At 69.4% G+C, this 15,526-nt stretch carries 12 protein-coding genes; 5 read left to right on the top strand and 7 right to left on the bottom strand.

The annotated features are described in order from the left end of the window. Nucleotides 1-6 precede the first annotated feature (6 nt). On the top strand, nt 7-522 hold the full coding sequence (locus FO044_RS14015) for a hypothetical protein (protein ID WP_132992470.1): 516 nt from the start codon (nt 7-9) through the stop codon (nt 520-522). A 91-nt stretch (nt 523-613) separates the two neighbouring features. Here the strand turns inward: FO044_RS14015 and FO044_RS14010 are convergent, their stop codons facing one another. Continuing rightward, on the bottom strand, nt 614-1,147 hold the full coding sequence (locus FO044_RS14010; protein WP_132992469.1) for a type 1 glutamine amidotransferase domain-containing protein: 534 nt from the start codon (nt 1,145-1,147) through the stop codon (nt 614-616). A 172-nt stretch (nt 1,148-1,319) separates the two neighbouring features. After that, entirely contained in the window at nt 1,320-2,066 is a 747-nt protein-coding gene (locus FO044_RS14005; protein WP_132992468.1) for a class I SAM-dependent methyltransferase, read from the bottom strand. A 28-nt stretch (nt 2,067-2,094) separates the two neighbouring features. Here FO044_RS14005 and FO044_RS14000 point away from each other — a divergent pair, with 28 nt between their 5' ends. Continuing rightward, entirely contained in the window at nt 2,095-3,279 is a 1,185-nt protein-coding gene (locus FO044_RS14000) for a glycosyltransferase family 4 protein (protein WP_412917599.1), read from the top strand. Between the two features lie 7 nt (nt 3,280-3,286). Here FO044_RS14000 and FO044_RS13995 read toward each other — a convergent pair whose 3' ends face one another. Continuing rightward, nucleotides 3,287-4,969: an MmpA family trehalose lipid delivery protein gene (locus tag FO044_RS13995; RefSeq protein WP_132992467.1), complete on the bottom strand. Its 1,683-nt coding sequence runs from the start codon at nt 4,967-4,969 to the stop codon at nt 3,287-3,289. 4 nt (nt 4,970-4,973) lie between these two features. Then, nucleotides 4,974-5,888 carry an HpcH/HpaI aldolase/citrate lyase family protein gene (locus FO044_RS13990; RefSeq protein ID WP_132992466.1) on the bottom strand — a complete coding sequence of 305 codons (915 nt, stop codon included), beginning with the start codon at nt 5,886-5,888 and terminating at the stop codon, nt 4,974-4,976. An 85-nt stretch (nt 5,889-5,973) separates the two neighbouring features. On the opposite strand from FO044_RS13990, the gene FO044_RS13985 reads away from it, so the two are divergent. Then, a complete protein-coding gene (locus tag FO044_RS13985) occupies nt 5,974-7,194 on the top strand; it encodes a polysaccharide biosynthesis protein (RefSeq protein WP_132992465.1) in 1,221 nt (406 codons plus the stop codon). Between the two features lie 63 nt (nt 7,195-7,257). Here FO044_RS13985 and pgfA read toward each other — a convergent pair whose 3' ends face one another. Beyond that, nucleotides 7,258-8,346 (bottom strand): cell envelope lipid trafficking protein PgfA, encoded by a 1,089-nt coding sequence (gene pgfA / locus FO044_RS13980; RefSeq protein WP_132992464.1) that lies wholly within the window; start codon nt 8,344-8,346, stop codon nt 7,258-7,260. Nucleotides 8,347-8,399: 53 nt separating this feature from the next. Here pgfA and FO044_RS13975 point away from each other — a divergent pair, with 53 nt between their 5' ends. Then, complete coding sequence (locus FO044_RS13975) at nt 8,400-9,572, top strand: acyltransferase family protein (RefSeq protein ID WP_186290557.1); 1,173 nt, start codon at nt 8,400-8,402, stop codon at nt 9,570-9,572. A gap of 105 nt (nt 9,573-9,677) precedes the next feature. On the opposite strand, the gene FO044_RS13970 is transcribed toward FO044_RS13975, so the two are convergent. Both FO044_RS13970 and FO044_RS13965 read right to left on the bottom strand, forming a co-directional pair. Beyond that, entirely contained in the window at nt 9,678-14,039 is a 4,362-nt protein-coding gene (locus FO044_RS13970; RefSeq protein WP_132992463.1) for a DUF3367 domain-containing protein, read from the bottom strand. Between the two features lie 32 nt (nt 14,040-14,071). Further along, complete coding sequence (locus tag FO044_RS13965; protein ID WP_132992462.1) at nt 14,072-14,275, bottom strand: DUF2613 family protein; 204 nt, start codon at nt 14,273-14,275, stop codon at nt 14,072-14,074. A 53-nt stretch (nt 14,276-14,328) separates the two neighbouring features. Between FO044_RS13965 and FO044_RS13960 the strand changes: the two genes are divergently transcribed. Beyond that, the gene (locus FO044_RS13960) at nt 14,329-15,516 is read left to right on the top strand and encodes a glycoside hydrolase family 3 N-terminal domain-containing protein (protein WP_165943052.1); all 1,188 of its coding nucleotides are present in this window, start codon (nt 14,329-14,331) and stop codon (nt 15,514-15,516) included. The last annotated feature ends 10 nt before the right edge of the window (nt 15,517-15,526 follow it).

Raw genomic sequence — 15,526 nt, 5'->3', positions numbered from 1 at the left:
TGACCGATGAGCAACGGCAAGAACTCCGGCCGGACCGCGGTCCTGTCCCTGATGGTGCTGCTCGCTCTGGTCGTCCTTGTCGCGGCAGCGGCGCTGGTGTTCAAGGAATCGAATTCCGAGCGCACCGGCGCCGCGTCGACGGCGTCCTCGACGCGCTCGTCGATCACAACGACGCCGTCGTCCGAGACGAGCACGCCGACCACGTCATCCACGACGCCGTCGACGCCGAGCCGATCGACGCGCACCAGGCCGACCGGCGAACCGGGTTCGGTGATCTACCAGCTGACGGGCGGCGGTCAGGTGGTCGGTGCCGCCTATCGTGCCGGTGACTCGATGCGCGTCGCTCCCATCACCGGAACCCCGTGGCAGCGTCGCGCCACGGTGCGCGACAAGCAGGCCCAACTCACCGGATTCGTGGTCCGCGGCACGATCACCTGCACGATCATGCAGGGCGAGGAACTCCTGGCGTCGTCGACGTCGAACGGTGGACCGTTCGCGTGCCGAGCGACCTTGCCGAGGTGACGGACGCAGGGTTCGCACGGGATCGAGCTCGCAGCGTGGCGTCGACGCCGGCCGATCCAGCGTCGCTGCATCTGTCGGCAGGTGCAGTCCCTCAGCTCAGCGCGGTGGCGATAGCCGAATTGAACGCGTCGAGGTCTCCCGGGTTGCGCGAGGTGATGAGATTGCCGTCGACGACGACCTCCGAGTCCTCCCACGACGCGCCGGCGTTGATCAGGTCCGTCTTCGTCGAGACGAACGAGGTCAGCGTACGGCCCTTCGCCTCACCGGACTCGGCGAGGATCCAGGGTGCGTGACAGATCGCGGCCACCGGCTTGTCCACCGCGAAGAAGGCCTTCACGAATGCCACGGCATCCGCATCGAGGCGCAGGGCATCGGTATTGAGAGTTCCGCCCGGCAGTACGAGTGCGTCGAAGTCCTCGGCTCTGGCCTCGGCGACGGGGACGTCGACCGTGAACTCGTCGCCATGCTCCCAGTCGCCCTTCATCGCCTGAAGCGTGCCTTCGGACGGTGAGACGATCGCCGTTTCGGCACCGGCTGCGTCGAGCGCTCCGCGTGGGCTGGTGAGTTCCACCTGCTCCACTCCGCGGGTGAGGAGGAATGCGACCTTCTTGCCTGAGACTGCCATGATGTCTGCTCCTTACCAGTTGCTGTCCGGAACGACCGCCCGGCACGAGACATCGGTCGTCCCTCCACTACCGGGTGGAACGCCGCGCATCGGCAGCGGTATTCCTGCCGGGTCGGCCGTCGCTCGCGTACCGGACCGCGGAACACCGAGGCCGCAGGAGTCGATCGCCTGTTCAGACGCGGCGCAGAACCAGCACCAGGTTCGTCGCCCCGACCTCGCGCGCCACCGGGATCCGGACCACAGGCCAGGCCCAGCGCGGGAGGTAGCGGGGGAACGCGGCCTGCAGTTCGGCGTGCTCCGCGTTCCGGGCCCACCGGAGCCCGGCCGCCGCGGTGATCGGGAACAGCGACTCCCCGTAGAGGTTCTTCGGCGGATGACCGTGCCGCCGGGTGTACCAGCGTGCTGCGCGGTGTCCGCCCACGTAATGGGTCAGCCCCATCTCGTGGCCGCCGAACGGCCCCCACCACAGGGTGTAGCTCAGCACGATGGTCCCGCCGGGGCAGGTCACCCGGACCATCTCGTCGGCCATCTCCCACGGACGGTCGGTGTGCTCGGCGACGTTCGACGAATAGCAGACGTCGACGCTGCCGGTGGCGAACGGAAGATGCTGGCCCTGCGCGCGGACCGCCGTCCGATGGTCGATGCCTGCGGCGTGCATCTCGCCCGCATCGGGCTCGACCGACAGGTACCGCGCGCCGCGGTCGGTGAAGGCGTCGGCGAAGAAACCCGGACCGCCGCCCACGTCGAGCACCGCCGCGTCGGTGAGCGGTTCGGAGTGCAGGTCGGCGATCATCGCGGCGGTGTCGTCGGCGAGGGCCTGATAGAACCGGTCGGGCTCGGTCTGCTCATGCCGGAACTCGCGGAACAGCCGGACCGACCGGGACGCGGTGGCGCGGCTGGCGAAGCTGGACGCGGGCATTCAGTCAGCGTCGCATATCCTCGATGAGGTGATTGCGCAGGACCTGACTCCCGAGGAAGGCCCCTCCCGACCAGCCGACTCCGTACCGGCCGACGTCCTCCTGCTGTGCTGGCGTGACACCGGTCATCCGCAAGGCGGCGGCAGCGAACGGTACCTCGAACGGGTGGGCGCCGAACTGGCCCGCCGCGGATCGCGAGTCACCCTGGTCACGGCACGATACCGTGGTGCCCCGCACCGGCAGATGCGCGATGGTCTGCGCATCGTCCGCACCGGCGGCCGACTCTCCGTCTACCCGCGAACCCTGCTGATGCTCGCAGCGGCACGCCTGGGTCGCGGCAGGCTGGCCGGATACCGGCCAGACGTGGTGGTCGATACCCAGAACGGCGTGCCGTTCTTCGCCGCTCTCGTCGCGTCCGCGCCGACGGTCGTCCTCGTGCACCACTGTCACCGTGAGCAGTGGCCGGTAGCCGGTCCGGTGCTGTCCCGGCTCGGTTGGTGGATCGAATCATGGTTGTCACCACGCGTGCACCGCGACCACCGGTACGTGACGGTGTCGGAGCCGTCGGCGGCCGAGCTGGTCGGGCTGGGCGTGGACCGGAACCGGATCGCCGTCGTGCGCAATGGCGTGGACCCGGTGCCGGAAGGACTCGCCGAGCGAGCGGTCGCCGAGGACCTGCGGCTGATCGTCGTCTCGCGGCTGGTGCCGCACAAGCAGGTGGAGGACGCGCTCACCGTGGCGGGCCGGCTCCGGGACAGTGGCGTGCGCCTGCGCCTGGATGTGGTCGGCGGTGGCTGGTGGAACGACGAGTTGCGTGCGTCGGCAACCGAGTTGGGCATCGACGATCGGGTGACGTTCCACGGGCACGTCGACGATGTCCGCAAGCACGAACTCCTCGCGAACGCCGACCTGCACCTGATGCCGTCCCGCAAGGAAGGATGGGGTCTCGCGGTGATCGAAGCCGCCCAGCACTCGGTACCGACGATCGGCTACCGGAGTTCGGCGGGCCTGACGGACTCGATAGTCGACGGGGAGACCGGCGTGCTGGTGGATGACGTCGACGAACTCACCGCTGCGACTGGATCGCTGGCTGCTGATCGGGCGCGGCTCACCGAACTGGGGGACGCAGCCCGCGTCCGGTCACGGCGGTACTCGTGGTCGACGACCGCGGATGGGTTCGAGGCGGTGTTCCGGGAGGTTCTCGGCGAGAACTGACCGGCGACTACCGGCGGAGACGTTCCCGGACACCGGTCGCCGCCGCGACGGCGCCCGCTACGACGGCGCCGAACCACAGAGTCAGCGCAGCGATCGCGGCGGCCCAGACGCCGGCGCCCGGCGACGGCGCCGCCGAGGCACCCGGGATGCGGAACAGACTCACATGCGGCCCGGTGAACACCTCGTCGGCCCCGGAACTCAGCAGCGCCGGAGCTGCGGCCTCCTCGATGACCACCCAACCGACACCGAGACGGGCGAGAGCGGTTGGATCGGCACCTGATTCGAGTACGCGGAGGACGTCTGCGGTTCGGCCGGTCGGCACGTCGAGCCGCTCGCCGTCGACCACCAGGACACCGCCGTAGATCACCGGTGCGTCAGCCATCCGGGTCAGCGGGCTGAGCGATCGATGCTCGGTCCAGGACAGCTGCCGGACAGTGTCCGTCGGCCAGACCGCGACGGACCCGTTTCGCCCGGACGGGTCTGCGCCTATGGCCGCGGTGACCTGGGTGTAATCGTCCGGAATCGCGACCGGCCGCATGCCGCCCCCGACACCCCACGCGAGGTCCGGGAGTGGAGCGATGATCGGCACGGCCACCATCACGATCGCGAAACCGGCCGGCACCCACGTGCGCAGCCACGCGACCGCCGCCGCAGCAGCAGTAGCACCGAACGGAACCGCCAGCGCCAGGTACTTCTGGGTGTCCCGGAACAGGCCGGCGCCAGGCACGTGGTGCAGGAGGACGTCCATCACGTCGATGCCCGGACCGGTAGCCGCAAGCGCGACGATGACCGTGACAGCGGCGAGCACGATCGGTGCGGCGATGATCCGCTCCGATCCGGAGCGACGGCGGAACAAGTCGATCGAACCGGCGACCATCACCGCGAGGAAGGTGACGGTGGCGACCGCCGCCCACCACGAGGCCCGGCTTCCGGGCACCGCATCGGCATTCCAGATGCCGCCGAGCCCGAGTGCGGTCCCCAGCGATCCGAGTCCGGGTTCGGCACGCAACGCGAAAGCGCCGGCGCCACCGGACGATCCGGCGTCGTTCGAGACCACCGCACCGACGAGCCACGGTGAGACGGTGACGAGCCAGGCGAGTGCGGCGACGAGCGTCGTGCGGGCGTCCGGCCGTACGACCACAGCGGCCACAGCAGCGGCGATCAACGCGAGCATGGAACCGGTGGGCGTGAAGCCTGCGACGGCGAACAGCCCCGCGAGAACGACGAGACCGCGGCGCCGGGACCGTTCGGAGTCATGCTGGTCGGCCAGGCCCGAGACCGTCAGGATGACCGGTCCGAGGACGGCGTAGCCGATCAGGAGACTCCACTGACCCTGCAGGAGACGTTCGGCGACGAACGGGTTCCAGATGCCGACCACTGCGCCGGCGATCGCGCCGGCGCCCCCGGCTCGGGGCACCAGTCGTTGCGCGAGCTTCCCGAAACCGATGCCTGCACCGAACAACGCGGCCGCGGTCAGGAGGGCGACCAGCCACCCTCCGTCGACGATGCGCGACGCCAGGCCGAGCACGGCATCCTGCGGTACGGCACGGGGAGTCCCGCCGTCGATGCCGAAGGCTGCTGCGGTCAGCGGGAACCGGGGGACCGCCACCGCGTCGCGGTAGAGGAGGTAGTTCCCGAAGAGCGGCCCGGTGATGATCGCGGTGAGCAGGCCGCTGACCGCGTACAACATGTCGTCAGTAGTGGTACGTGTCGGTCGGGGCGGGAGCGTGGTCGGAGATCTCGTAGTCGTTGGGCACGATGTGATAGGCGCGCGCCAGGTCGAGGATCTTGGTAGCGCGAGCGATGCGCGGCAGGTCGGAGCCGTTGCGGATCTCGCCGCCGTCGCCCTCGAACTCGGCGAAGAAGTCGCGCGCCCAGTTGATCTCATCCAGGGACGGCGACAGGCCGTCGTTGACTGCGGCGCACTGGTCGGGGGTGAGGCAGATCTTGCCCGTCATCCCGAACTCGGCACTCACCGCGGTTGCCTCGCTCAGCTTGAGTGGATTCGAACCGACCGTCGGACCGTCGATGGCGGACGGCTGGTTAGCCGATTTGGCGGCGATCGTGAACCGGGACCGTGCGTAGGCCAAGGTCATGGGGCTGTCGCCGAAGCCGGTGTCGCGGCGGAAGTCGCCGATGCCGAAGGCGAGTCGGAACGTGCCCCTCGCCGAGGCGATCTCGGTGATCCGCTCGAGGCCGCGTGCGGTCTCGACGAGGGCCACGATCGGGATGCCGGGCAGTCGTGCCGCCGTCTCGGTCACGTGGTCGACGGATTCGACCATCGCCAGGATCACGCCGCCGATGGACGTCTTCGACAGGGCTGCGATGTCGGCGGCCCACCACGGGGTGCCGAAACCGTTGATGCGCACCCAGTCGGAGTGGCCCGCGTGCATCCAGCGCACCACGTTGTCCCGGGCCGCATCCTTGTCCTTGGGGGCGACGGCGTCTTCGATGTCGAGGACCACGATGTCCGCACGTGACCGCGCTGCTGCGTCGAACCTGTCGTCCTGGGCGCCGTTGACGAGGAGCCAGCTGCGCGCGAGTACCGGGTCGATTCGGGAACCGACGTCGGTGGGATCGGCTTCGGTGAGCGGTTCGGTGTCGTACATCGACTTATCGGCCTGCTGTTCTGGGAAATTCGGGTGAATACAGTCGATGCAGTCTATCGAAGGGGCTACCGGCACACTGGTGTGCATGGTTGGTGCTACCTCCGCGGTGCGGGCCCTCGGCTCGGTGACCGCCGGCACCCTTCTCGCGAACGTCCTCGCCTACCTGGTGCAGGTGCCGGCGAGCCGGCTGCTCGGCCCCGACGGGTTCGGCGAGTTCTCGGTGCTGAACGCGGCGATGCTGGTGCTGTCGGTGCCTGCGCTGGCTTTGCAGGCGGTGGTGGCACGCGAGGTCGTCGCCGGAACGTCTCGGGCGCGGTTGTGGAAGCTGATCGGCGTCGTCGGACTCGTGGTCGCGGTCGGATCGGTGTTCGCCGTCGGCGTGATGATGCGGCTCGCCGACACCGGACTCGCGTCGACTGCTGCGGCGATCGCCGGGGCCGCACCTCTGGCGTTGGTCGCCGGCGGCCAGGGATTCCTCCAGGGCGCCGGGCGATTCGGCACGTTGGGCGGGGTGCTCGCCGGGGTCGGTGTGCTCCGTTCGGTGCCGGTCGTCCTCGCCGTTGTCGCGGGTGCCGGCCCGACCGGCGCGTTGCTGTCCGGAACGGGCGGAACGGTGGTCGCCGCACTGGTGGTCGCCGCGATCGCTGCACGAAGCGGCCACCAGGAGGACACCGGCGCGGTGTCGAGGGTCGCGCTTCCCGACGTACTCGCGGCATCCGGCGTGCAGTTCGTGATGATCGTCGCGGTGTCCGTCGACCTGCTGCTGTCCCGATCGGTGCTGTCCACCGGTGACGCCGGCCTGTACTCGCTCGGGGCGGTCGCCACCAAGGCGGCATTCTGGCTGCCGCAGGCGATCGGTGTGATGGTCTATCCGCGGCTGGCCGATCCAGTGCGATCGGCGGCCGCCTTGTGGCGGGCTGTCGTGGTGCTGGCCACGATCGGGTTCGTCGTCACCGTGGCCGCAGCCGCCGGATCGCTGGTTCCTGCGGTGATCCCGGCGGACTATCGGCCGGTGGCAGGACTGATCTGGCTGTTCGCGTTGACCGGTGCACTTCTCGCGGTCCTGCAGTTGATGCTGCTCGCCGCGATCGCAAGGAACCGGGCGCGAGGTGCGGCCCCGGCATTCGTCGTGCTGATCGTGGAGGTGACGCTCATTCTCACGGTCGCGGACTCCGTGCTCGGCCTTGCGGTCATCGCCACAGGTTCGGCGGCGTGTGCGGTGGCAGCCACGGGCACGTGGCTGGCCGTGGCATCGCGCACCTCTTCAGATCGAGCGGGCGAGTCCTCTCGTTCGCTGATCGAGTAGGTGCGTCGTGTGCTCGTTCGGATGCATCGGCACTCGCGCAGGGTGAGGCGACCGGCCGGCGGACTAGTCCCCGTCGCTGCGTGCGCGGCGATCGCGGAGCGTGACCACGACTCCCACGATCAGGGCGCACGCGCCGAGGACGCCGAACACGATCGGCAGGATCAGTTCGGTCAGGGTGACGGGCCACTCCCGGGCGGATGCGGCGTCGGCGGCCTCGGTCCGGCTCTGCTGATCGCCGGTCAGGGTCGTGTCGACGTTGGTCAGCCGGAAATCGTGCAGTTCAGGGAAACGTTCCGCCACGTCCGGAGCGAACCGGTAGTCCTCCGTGATCGCGACGCGTTCGTCCACGATGACGCCTGTCTCGGCGTCCACGAAGAGATCCCGCCTCGAGGAGTGGTGCAGCGTCGCGGTGAGCGGTTCCTCCGGGGGCACACCGCGGAACGAGCCGAACCAGGAAGCGGGACGCGTGAGGATGGCGCGGGAGTCGAATCTGGACAGGTCGGTGTCGGGCACATCGGCCACGAAATGCACGGTCTCGCGCCCGTCGACAGTGGCCGTTCCCTCGCGCTGCAGCGGAACCCGCTGCCGGGTCGGCACATCGAAGTACCGGGGCGCGGAAGTCTGGAAGCCGTAGGGCAGTAGATAGGTGAAGGCATTTCGGTCCGGTATGGGGACTGCGCCCTTCTGATCGTCGTACAGAACCTCGGACGCACCGCCGGTGGGGAGCGCCGTCGAACGATCGACGGTCACCCGGTCGATGGTGGCCGCGAGAGTCTCCTCGCCGCACACGTCCTTCGCCTCGACTGATCTCCCGTCCACCGTGTACTCGCTCACACCGAGTGACGTGCCGGCCTGAAGCGTGACCTCATCCGAATCGGCGGGGCGGACGGCGACGATCCGCCGGTGCTGCTGCACCTGCGCCTCGAGGACGCGGGCTCTCGGCTCGCCGATGGAGCAGCGGTCCAGGACCCGGGAGCCGTCCGAGCCGTCGGCGACCCAGGCTGCGTCGATGTCGAGGGGCACCTTCTTCAAGCCGGAGGCGATGATCGGACCCAGCGCGAAGGCGCCCGCGAGCAGGAGCGCGCCGAGGAACAAGGCCGTCGGAGCCAGGAGGTCGCGCGTGCTGAAACGCGGTGACGGGTTCTCGGGCATGCCGTCGACTGTATCGGTGCGACTACATTGGACCGCGACATGAAGGCCCACACATGACAGGCGCGCAGGCACCGGCCAGACGCTTCTATCCGCAACTCGAAGGCATGCGTGCCGTGGCTGCGCTCGGTGTCCTCACCACGCACGTCGCGTTCCAGACGGCGTCACTCGACTGGCCGGTGATCGGGCCGTTGCTGGGCAGGCTCGACCTGGCCGTCGCGTTGTTCTTCGCGCTCAGCGGCTTTCTGCTCTGGCGGCCGTACGCTTCCGCCGCACACGACGCCGACGCGTCGCCGCCGGATGTGACCCGCTATCTGAAGCATCGATTCGTCCGGATCTGGCCTGCATACGCAGTTGTGGTGATCGTCGTGCTGCTGTTGCTGCCGCAGGCACGCGACTCGTCGCTCACGGTGTGGTTGGCGAACCTCACACTGACCCAGGTGTTCGTGCCGCTCACCTTGGCTCCCGGTCTCACTCAGATGTGGAGCCTGTCCGTCGAGGTGGCCTTCTACCTGCTGCTGCCGATCGCGGGCTACGCGATCGTCGCACTGCGCGGGCGCCGCGCCCGCTACCGCGTGCCGCTGATCCTCGGGATCTCGGCCGTCAGCCTCACCTGGGCTTGGGCGGTGAACGTACTGCCGCTCGCCGACGGCGTGGAGGGCAAGAACTGGGTGTTCGGGCACCTCCCGTGGTTCGCCGGCGGACTCGTTCTCGCCGAGATCGTCGCGGCAGTGCGAACCGGAGCGGTCAGTGCGGACTCGCGGCTGATCCGTTGGTCGTCGAACCGTCCGGCGATGCTCGGCATCGTCGTGATCGCCTACTGCCTGGCGTCGACTCCGCTGGCGGGACCGGTGGGGCTCGCCCCGATGAACGACCCGCAGTACGCCGCGAAGATGCTCCTCGGCGGCATCGCCGCCTACGCGGTCCTGGCACCGCTCGTGCTCCGCGATGACCGCTTCCGGTTCCTCGAGTCGCCGGTGATGGCCGCTCTCGGACGGTGGTCATACGGCATCTTCATCTGGCACGTCGCCGTGCTCACGTCGATGTTCGGACTGTTCGGGATTCCGGCGTTCGCCGGTCGTTTCGTGGCGATCTGGCTGTTGACCGTCGTCATCACCGTGCCCGTCTCCGCGGCCAGCTACATATTCCTCGAGGAGCCGTGCAGGCGAGCCCTGTCACGGCGCGAGAAGCGGCGGCGGGCTGAAGCCGAACTGTCGCCTGCTGAGTGATCGCCGCGTGACCGAAGGTCAGTCCGGTCACGGGTAGCCGAGGGGGCGCACTCCCTCGATGGCGACTGAGGACGCCGAGCTTCGCAGTACGGGTCCGGAGGGGCGTCAGTCGGCCGACCGCGGTCCGAAGAGCGTCGACGCCACGGTCGCCGACACGGCGATCAGTGCTGCCAACTGCGGTAGCACGTCGTATCCGGCGTACTCGGTGCCCGAATGCCACGGGCCCGTGGCGAGTGCGACGGTGGCCGTCGTCATCGCACCGAACGACAGAACGACCCGCGTCGTCGGAGACGAACGCGCCACGACCGATCCGACCAGTACGGCGGCTGCCGCGCCCCACCATCCGGCGAGGAGCCAGGCGGCGACCAGTCCGGCGACGGCACCGGTGACGGCGACCCTCCGGGTCGGCCAGGTTCGGGCGGTGGGTGCGGTCGGTTTCGACTCGCTGCGCTCGCTCAACCAGCGAGGAAGAGCGCCGCGTTCGTCTATCCGGCGTGAGGGGCCGTGCTCGCTCAACCAGCGAGAAAGGGTGCCGCGTTCGTCTATCCGGCGTGAGGGGCCGTGCTCGCTCAACCAGCGGGGACGCGGATGACGTTCGCTCAACCATCGCGAGAATCGCCCGGTGCGGAGCGGAAGCCAGGCTGCCGCGAACAGGGCGACGAGAAGCAGGGCGCCGCCCAGGAGGGCCCACCGATACGGGGAGTCGAGGTCGAAGGTGAGCGCGACCGTGCCCGCAGCACCGGCGGGGAGGACCCAGCCCTGCTGCCAGCCGTTCACCACGACAGGGTCGAGTTCCCGGCCGTGCAGTCGGGCGTGCCAGCCGCTGTTCGTGCTCTCCGGAACCGACAGCAGGCGCGCGGTGTCGGCGGCGTCGACGATGGCCTCACGGTGCGTCGAGTCCCACCGTCCGGTGCGAGCTGGTGCATGAGTGCCGACGGTGTCGGGAGCGTCGGTGCTCAGTTCCACCGACTGCACGGAGAAGGCGTCGCCCGGGTTCACCGACACCTCCTGCTCACCGGCGCCGAGACTCAGCGACTCCCCGGAGCAGGGGTGCGCGAGGATCGGGTCACCGTTGCGCAGGGAACGGGCGGTGGTCGACACCTGCAGGCGATGAAGCTGACCGGATGCCGACAATCCGATCCCGAGCGGACCGTCACCGTCGGTGCCGCAGCCGATCGAGATGGGACGGTCCAGATCGGTCTGCGGCGTCGGAATCGTCGGCCGGACCTCGATCTCGGCGATTCCGGCGGGGGACTGGCGCGCGAACCCGAGATCGTTGACGTCGATCAAGTCGGCGGTCGCGTCGACCGTCAGCGTGATGTGATCGGTGCGAGCCGAACGCAGCGGGACCGTGCCGTCGCTGCCGACCGTGACCTTCTGCGGGCCATCGCCCAGGTCGACGGTCACCTTGGTCGGCCGCGCCGGGTAGTCGTCGGGGCTGGTCAGGTGCAACGAAGACACCTCCTGCTCCGCAGGTAGCCGCATGGTGAGCGACGGCTTCTTCGTCTTCTTCCCGCGTGTGGTGGCGGGGGTCTCCGGCGCCGTCCACACGGTGCCGGGGTCGCCGTCGACCGCCGCCGCCGCGCTGCCTCGCGGATCCGCCACATTCGACGGGCCGTCCGCCGTCACCGATCCGGCGCGCGTCAGCAGGTCGGACAGAGCTCCGCCCGATGCGGGGCGCAGCACCACCGTCGGAGTCACACGGGTCTCCGACGGCACCGACAAGGTGCGGCTGAACACGGCGGGCGATTCGGCGCTCGCGCCCAGCGCGGGTGCGCACCGCACACGGTCACCGCGCGTCACGCAGTCGGGCTGCGTGCCCAGCTCGTTGCTCAGCACCCAGGCGTGCACCCGGTCGGCGGCGTCGAGTTGCGGAAGGACCACCCGGTGACGCACCGAGTAGTCCAGATCGGTCGTCGCATCGGAGAGCTGGACGTCGGCGAGTGAGAACTGATCGCCCGCCCGCCCGTCGGCGGCCCGGATCGCACGGATCTCCACCCGCTTGGTGGGCCCGGCCGGTGCGACGATGCGAGTCGGCTCGCCGGGTTCGACACCCTGCGCGACGGTACTGCCCGCGTCCGTGGTGACGAGCAACGTGGTGACGTCGGGACCGATCGCCTCCGCAGTCGTCACCGTGAGAGCCAGGTTGCGGCGCGGCTCGGTGAACTCGAGTGCCATCCACCGGCCGACCGCCGACTCGAGTCCGCGGCTCACCCAGGCGGTCCCGGGGTCGCCGTCGAATGCGGCCGCCGTCGATGCGGCCGGCGACGTCCGGCCGGGTTGTGTGGCGTCGGCGGCCGAACCGGACGACGTGACCCGCACTTGACCGGGCTCGTTGTTGAGGAGCCACTGTCCGCGGACGAGTGGGGTGTCGGCGACGGGGTAGTCGGGAACGGCGTTCTTCGTCAGTCGGGGATCACCTGCGGACCGGATCGCGGACGAATGGTCGTCGACTCGACCGAAATCGGTCTCGCGGTCGGCGGGAGTGTCGGTGACCGTGAGGCCGCGGCCGTCGCCCAGGCCGGCGCGGCGAGCGTCGGCTGTGAGCAACGAGGTCCCGAGCGGCTCCCGTCCGCCGAGGACGCGAGCCTCGTCGATCGCGGCAAGGGACTCGGGGCCGCCGCTGACGCGAGGCACCTCGTCGAGCGGAGTGAGCCGGGGGCCGGTGCCGCTGCTCTCACCGACTCGGTAGACGGTCACCGCGGGCATCTTCGGGCGCAGGCCCTCGTCGGTGACGACGCCGGGCACAGTCGGCGGTGCGACCATCGGGCCGAACCGGGCGACTGCCGAGACGCCGGGCGAGCGATCGAGCGCATCGGCGACCACGATCGGCCGCGCCGACCGGGACGTCGACGGGTCGAGGTCGGCACGGAGCACGACGTAGCCGAACCCCTGCCGGGCGAGGGTGTCGGCCAGCGCTGCCGAGCCCCGACCCGAGACCAACGCGCGCTCCACCGAGTCCATCGCGCGGATGGCTCCGGGCGGCGTCAGCGGGATCGCGTCCCGGACGGCCCATGGCTTCGACGACAGGGCTTGCAGCGGCTCGTCGCGCGTCAGCCCCCATAACTGGTCGGCGAACGGTGCGCCGGGAACGACGAGCGCGCGGGAGTCGCCTGCGTTCTCGTCGAGCCAGTCCGCGGTCTGCTCCCAGTAACCGGGGATCGCCGAATAGCTCGATGACGGTGCCAGCCCGCCGGTCCATGCGAGGGATCCCGCGCCGAACGCCGCGGTCACGACGACTACCGCCGCGGCGGCAGGGCGGCCCCACCCGTTGGCCTTCGACGGCGCTGACAGCAGCGATCGCACCGGCACCCGGGCCAGCAGATGGCCGATTCCGAGGACCAGCGGGAGCCGGATGAGCGGATCGAACTTGTGGACGTTGCGCAACGCGGCTCCGCCGCCGTCGAGGAATGCGCGCACCGTGTCGGCGATCGGGGACCCGAGTGCGCCCGGGTAGCCGAGACAGATCGCGATGAGTCCCACCACCAGGAGCGTCACCCAGCGTCGCCGATGCGGCATGCCGCGCATGGCGAGACCCGCCAGGCCCGCGGCCGCCAGGATTCCCGTGGCGACGACGGCCGCCGATTCGGAGACCAGTACGGCGCCCGCTGCGCGTTCGCCGGAGACGAACGGCGTCCACGACGATGTGCCGCGCAGCACCTCGGTCAGGGACGTCCACTCGGTGGTCACCTGGGCGGATTCGATGAAGTCGAGGAAAGGCGGTGACACCCGCGCCAGCATCAGCAATGGAATCACCCACCACAGGCAGGCTGCGGCCAGCCCGACCGCCCAGCACCCGCCGAACAGCAGGCCCCGCCGTCGACGTTGTGCATCGCATGTCGCGATGACCGCGATCCACCATCCGACCGCGACCGCGACGGCCGCGGCGGTGGCCACCGCGTTCACCGCTCCCATCAGCGCGACCGCGCACGCGGAACGCGCTGCCTCCCGCCACAGCGGACGGCCGGAGGCGCCGTCTAGAGCACGGATCACCGGGAGCAGCACCCACGGGGCGAGCATCAGCGGGAGCGTCTCCGACGAGATGGTGCCCAGCGTGGTGATCGCACGCGGGGACAGGACGAAGACCGCACCGGCGACGAGCCGAGAGCCGAACGAACCGATCCGGAGGGCTTCGGCCACTCGGATGACGCCGATGAAACCGACGGTGAGCAGAATGGCCCACCACAGGCGCTGAGTGATCCACGGGGGGAGGTGGAGGAGCTGTCCGGCGGCGAAGAACGCGCCGTGGGGGAAGAAGTAGCCGTAGGCCTGATTCTGGATCTGTCCCATCGGCAGCGTCGGCGACCACAGGTGGGCAGCGCGGCTCAGGAATCCGATCGGATCGGCGGTGAGGTCGAGTTTGGTGTCCGGCGAGATCCTGCCGGGGGCCTGCCAGAAGGACAGGAGAGCGAAGACGAGTGCGGCGTACAGGGTGCCGCGTCGTGAGAGGAGCCGGTCGGGGCTCATGAGCAGGCCTGGGGCGGGGTCACCAGACCCGCTTAGGAGTTGTCGCTCTCAGAGCCGCCACGGGATCCGTACTCGACAGATCCTTGAACGAAACCGTCCTGACCGTTGAAGCTGTTCACATCGGTCGCCGGCTTCGTCTCCGAAGCGAGGACGCCGCCGACGAATACGCCGCCGATGCCGACGACGATGCCGGCGACAGCGGCGACGGCACCATAGATCAACCGGTCGCGAACCATGCCTGCAAAAGTACCATCCCACTTCGCCGATCCCGCCATGCAAGACTGGGGGCATGCGTGCACCTCGTCGTACCGTGGCCGTTCTCGCCGCCGCGAGTCTGCTGTCAGTCGCCGCATGCGGCGGTTCCGAGACGACCACGGCGTCGTCGTCCAGCCCGTCGGTCGCGGCCAGTTCGCCGGACTCGCATTCGTCGACCTCGTCGGCTGCCCCGACCTCGGAGCCCGAGCGCTGCGGAGCTTCCGAGGTGAAGGCGATGACCTTACGGGACAAGCTCGCTCAGCTGCTGGTGGTCGGCGTGACCGATGCAGCCGACGCCCGCCAGGTGGTGAAGCGCGAGCACATCGGCGGTGTGTTCGTCGGCAGTTGGAGCGACCTCTCGATGCTCTCCAGCGGTTCGGTCAAGAAGCTGTCGGAGCAGCAGAAGTATCCGCTCATGGTGACCGTCGACCAGGAGGGCGGCCGGGTGAGTCGCCTCGCCGATCTCGGGATCGACCTGCCTTCGGCGCGCACCATGGCGAAGGCGAAGACTCCGGAACAGGTGCGGGAGCTGGCGCGCGATGCCGGCCGGAAGATGAAGCGGCTCGGGATCACGGTCGACTTCGCTCCATCCGCGGATGTGAGTGACGAGTCCGATGACGAGGTCATCGGTGACCGCTCATTCTCGAACGACCCGCAGAAGGTGGTCGAGTACGCGGGCGCATTCGCCAAGGGACTCGAAGACGCCGGGATCACCCCGGTCTACAAGCACTTTCCCGGACACGGTCACGGGTCGGGCGATTCACATACCGGTACCGTCCGCACACCCCCGCTCGACGACTTGATCGCCGACGACCTGGTGCCGTTCAAGGACCTGCTCAGGAACCCGCGCACAGCGGCCGTGATGGTCGGACACCTGATCGTTCCCGGGCTGACCGGACCGGAGACCCCGTCGAGCATCAGTCCCGCAGCGATCGGCATGCTGCGCAAGGGCGCCCGTTACGGCGGTCCGAAGTTCGACGGCCTCGTATTCTCCGACGACCTGTCGGGGATGAAGGCCATCAGCGAGAAGTATCCGATCGAGATCGCGGCGCGTAAGGCGCTCAATGCGGGGTCGGACATCGCGCTGTGGTTGAGCACCGACGAGGTGACGTCGGTGCTGGACTCACTGGAGAAGGCCGTCAAGAGCAAGAAGCTGTCCCGCAAGCGCGTCGACGAGTCCGTGACCCGCGTGCTGCGATCCAAGGGCGTCATCGACTGCTGATCAACTTACT

The sequence above is a fragment of the Gordonia zhaorongruii genome, from assembly GCF_007559005.1.
GTDB classification, from domain to species: Bacteria; Actinomycetota; Actinomycetes; order Mycobacteriales; family Mycobacteriaceae; genus Gordonia; species Gordonia zhaorongruii.
Note: the sequence above shows the minus strand (reverse complement) of the source record. Positions and strands in the feature narration are given on the sequence as shown.

Excerpts from the sequence above, each read along its gene's own strand:
- FO044_RS14015 (WP_132992470.1), top strand. The coding sequence starts at position 7 with ATGAGCAACGGCAAGAACTCCGGCCGGACCGCGGTCCTGTCCCTGATG.
- FO044_RS14010 (WP_132992469.1), bottom strand. The coding sequence starts at position 1,147 with ATGGCAGTCTCAGGCAAGAAGGTCGCATTCCTCCTCACCCGCGGAGTG.
- FO044_RS14005 (WP_132992468.1), bottom strand. The coding sequence starts at position 2,066 with ATGCCCGCGTCCAGCTTCGCCAGCCGCGCCACCGCGTCCCGGTCGGTC.
- FO044_RS13995 (WP_132992467.1), bottom strand. The coding sequence starts at position 4,969 with ATGTTGTACGCGGTCAGCGGCCTGCTCACCGCGATCATCACCGGGCCG.
- FO044_RS13990 (WP_132992466.1), bottom strand. The coding sequence starts at position 5,888 with ATGTACGACACCGAACCGCTCACCGAAGCCGATCCCACCGACGTCGGT.
- FO044_RS13985 (WP_132992465.1), top strand. The coding sequence starts at position 5,974 with ATGGTTGGTGCTACCTCCGCGGTGCGGGCCCTCGGCTCGGTGACCGCC.
- pgfA (WP_132992464.1), bottom strand. The coding sequence starts at position 8,346 with ATGCCCGAGAACCCGTCACCGCGTTTCAGCACGCGCGACCTCCTGGCT.
- FO044_RS13975 (WP_186290557.1), top strand. The coding sequence starts at position 8,400 with ATGACAGGCGCGCAGGCACCGGCCAGACGCTTCTATCCGCAACTCGAA.
- FO044_RS13970 (WP_132992463.1), bottom strand. The coding sequence starts at position 14,039 with ATGAGCCCCGACCGGCTCCTCTCACGACGCGGCACCCTGTACGCCGCA.
- FO044_RS13965 (WP_132992462.1), bottom strand. The coding sequence starts at position 14,275 with ATGGTTCGCGACCGGTTGATCTATGGTGCCGTCGCCGCTGTCGCCGGC.
- FO044_RS13960 (WP_165943052.1), top strand. The coding sequence starts at position 14,329 with ATGCGTGCACCTCGTCGTACCGTGGCCGTTCTCGCCGCCGCGAGTCTG.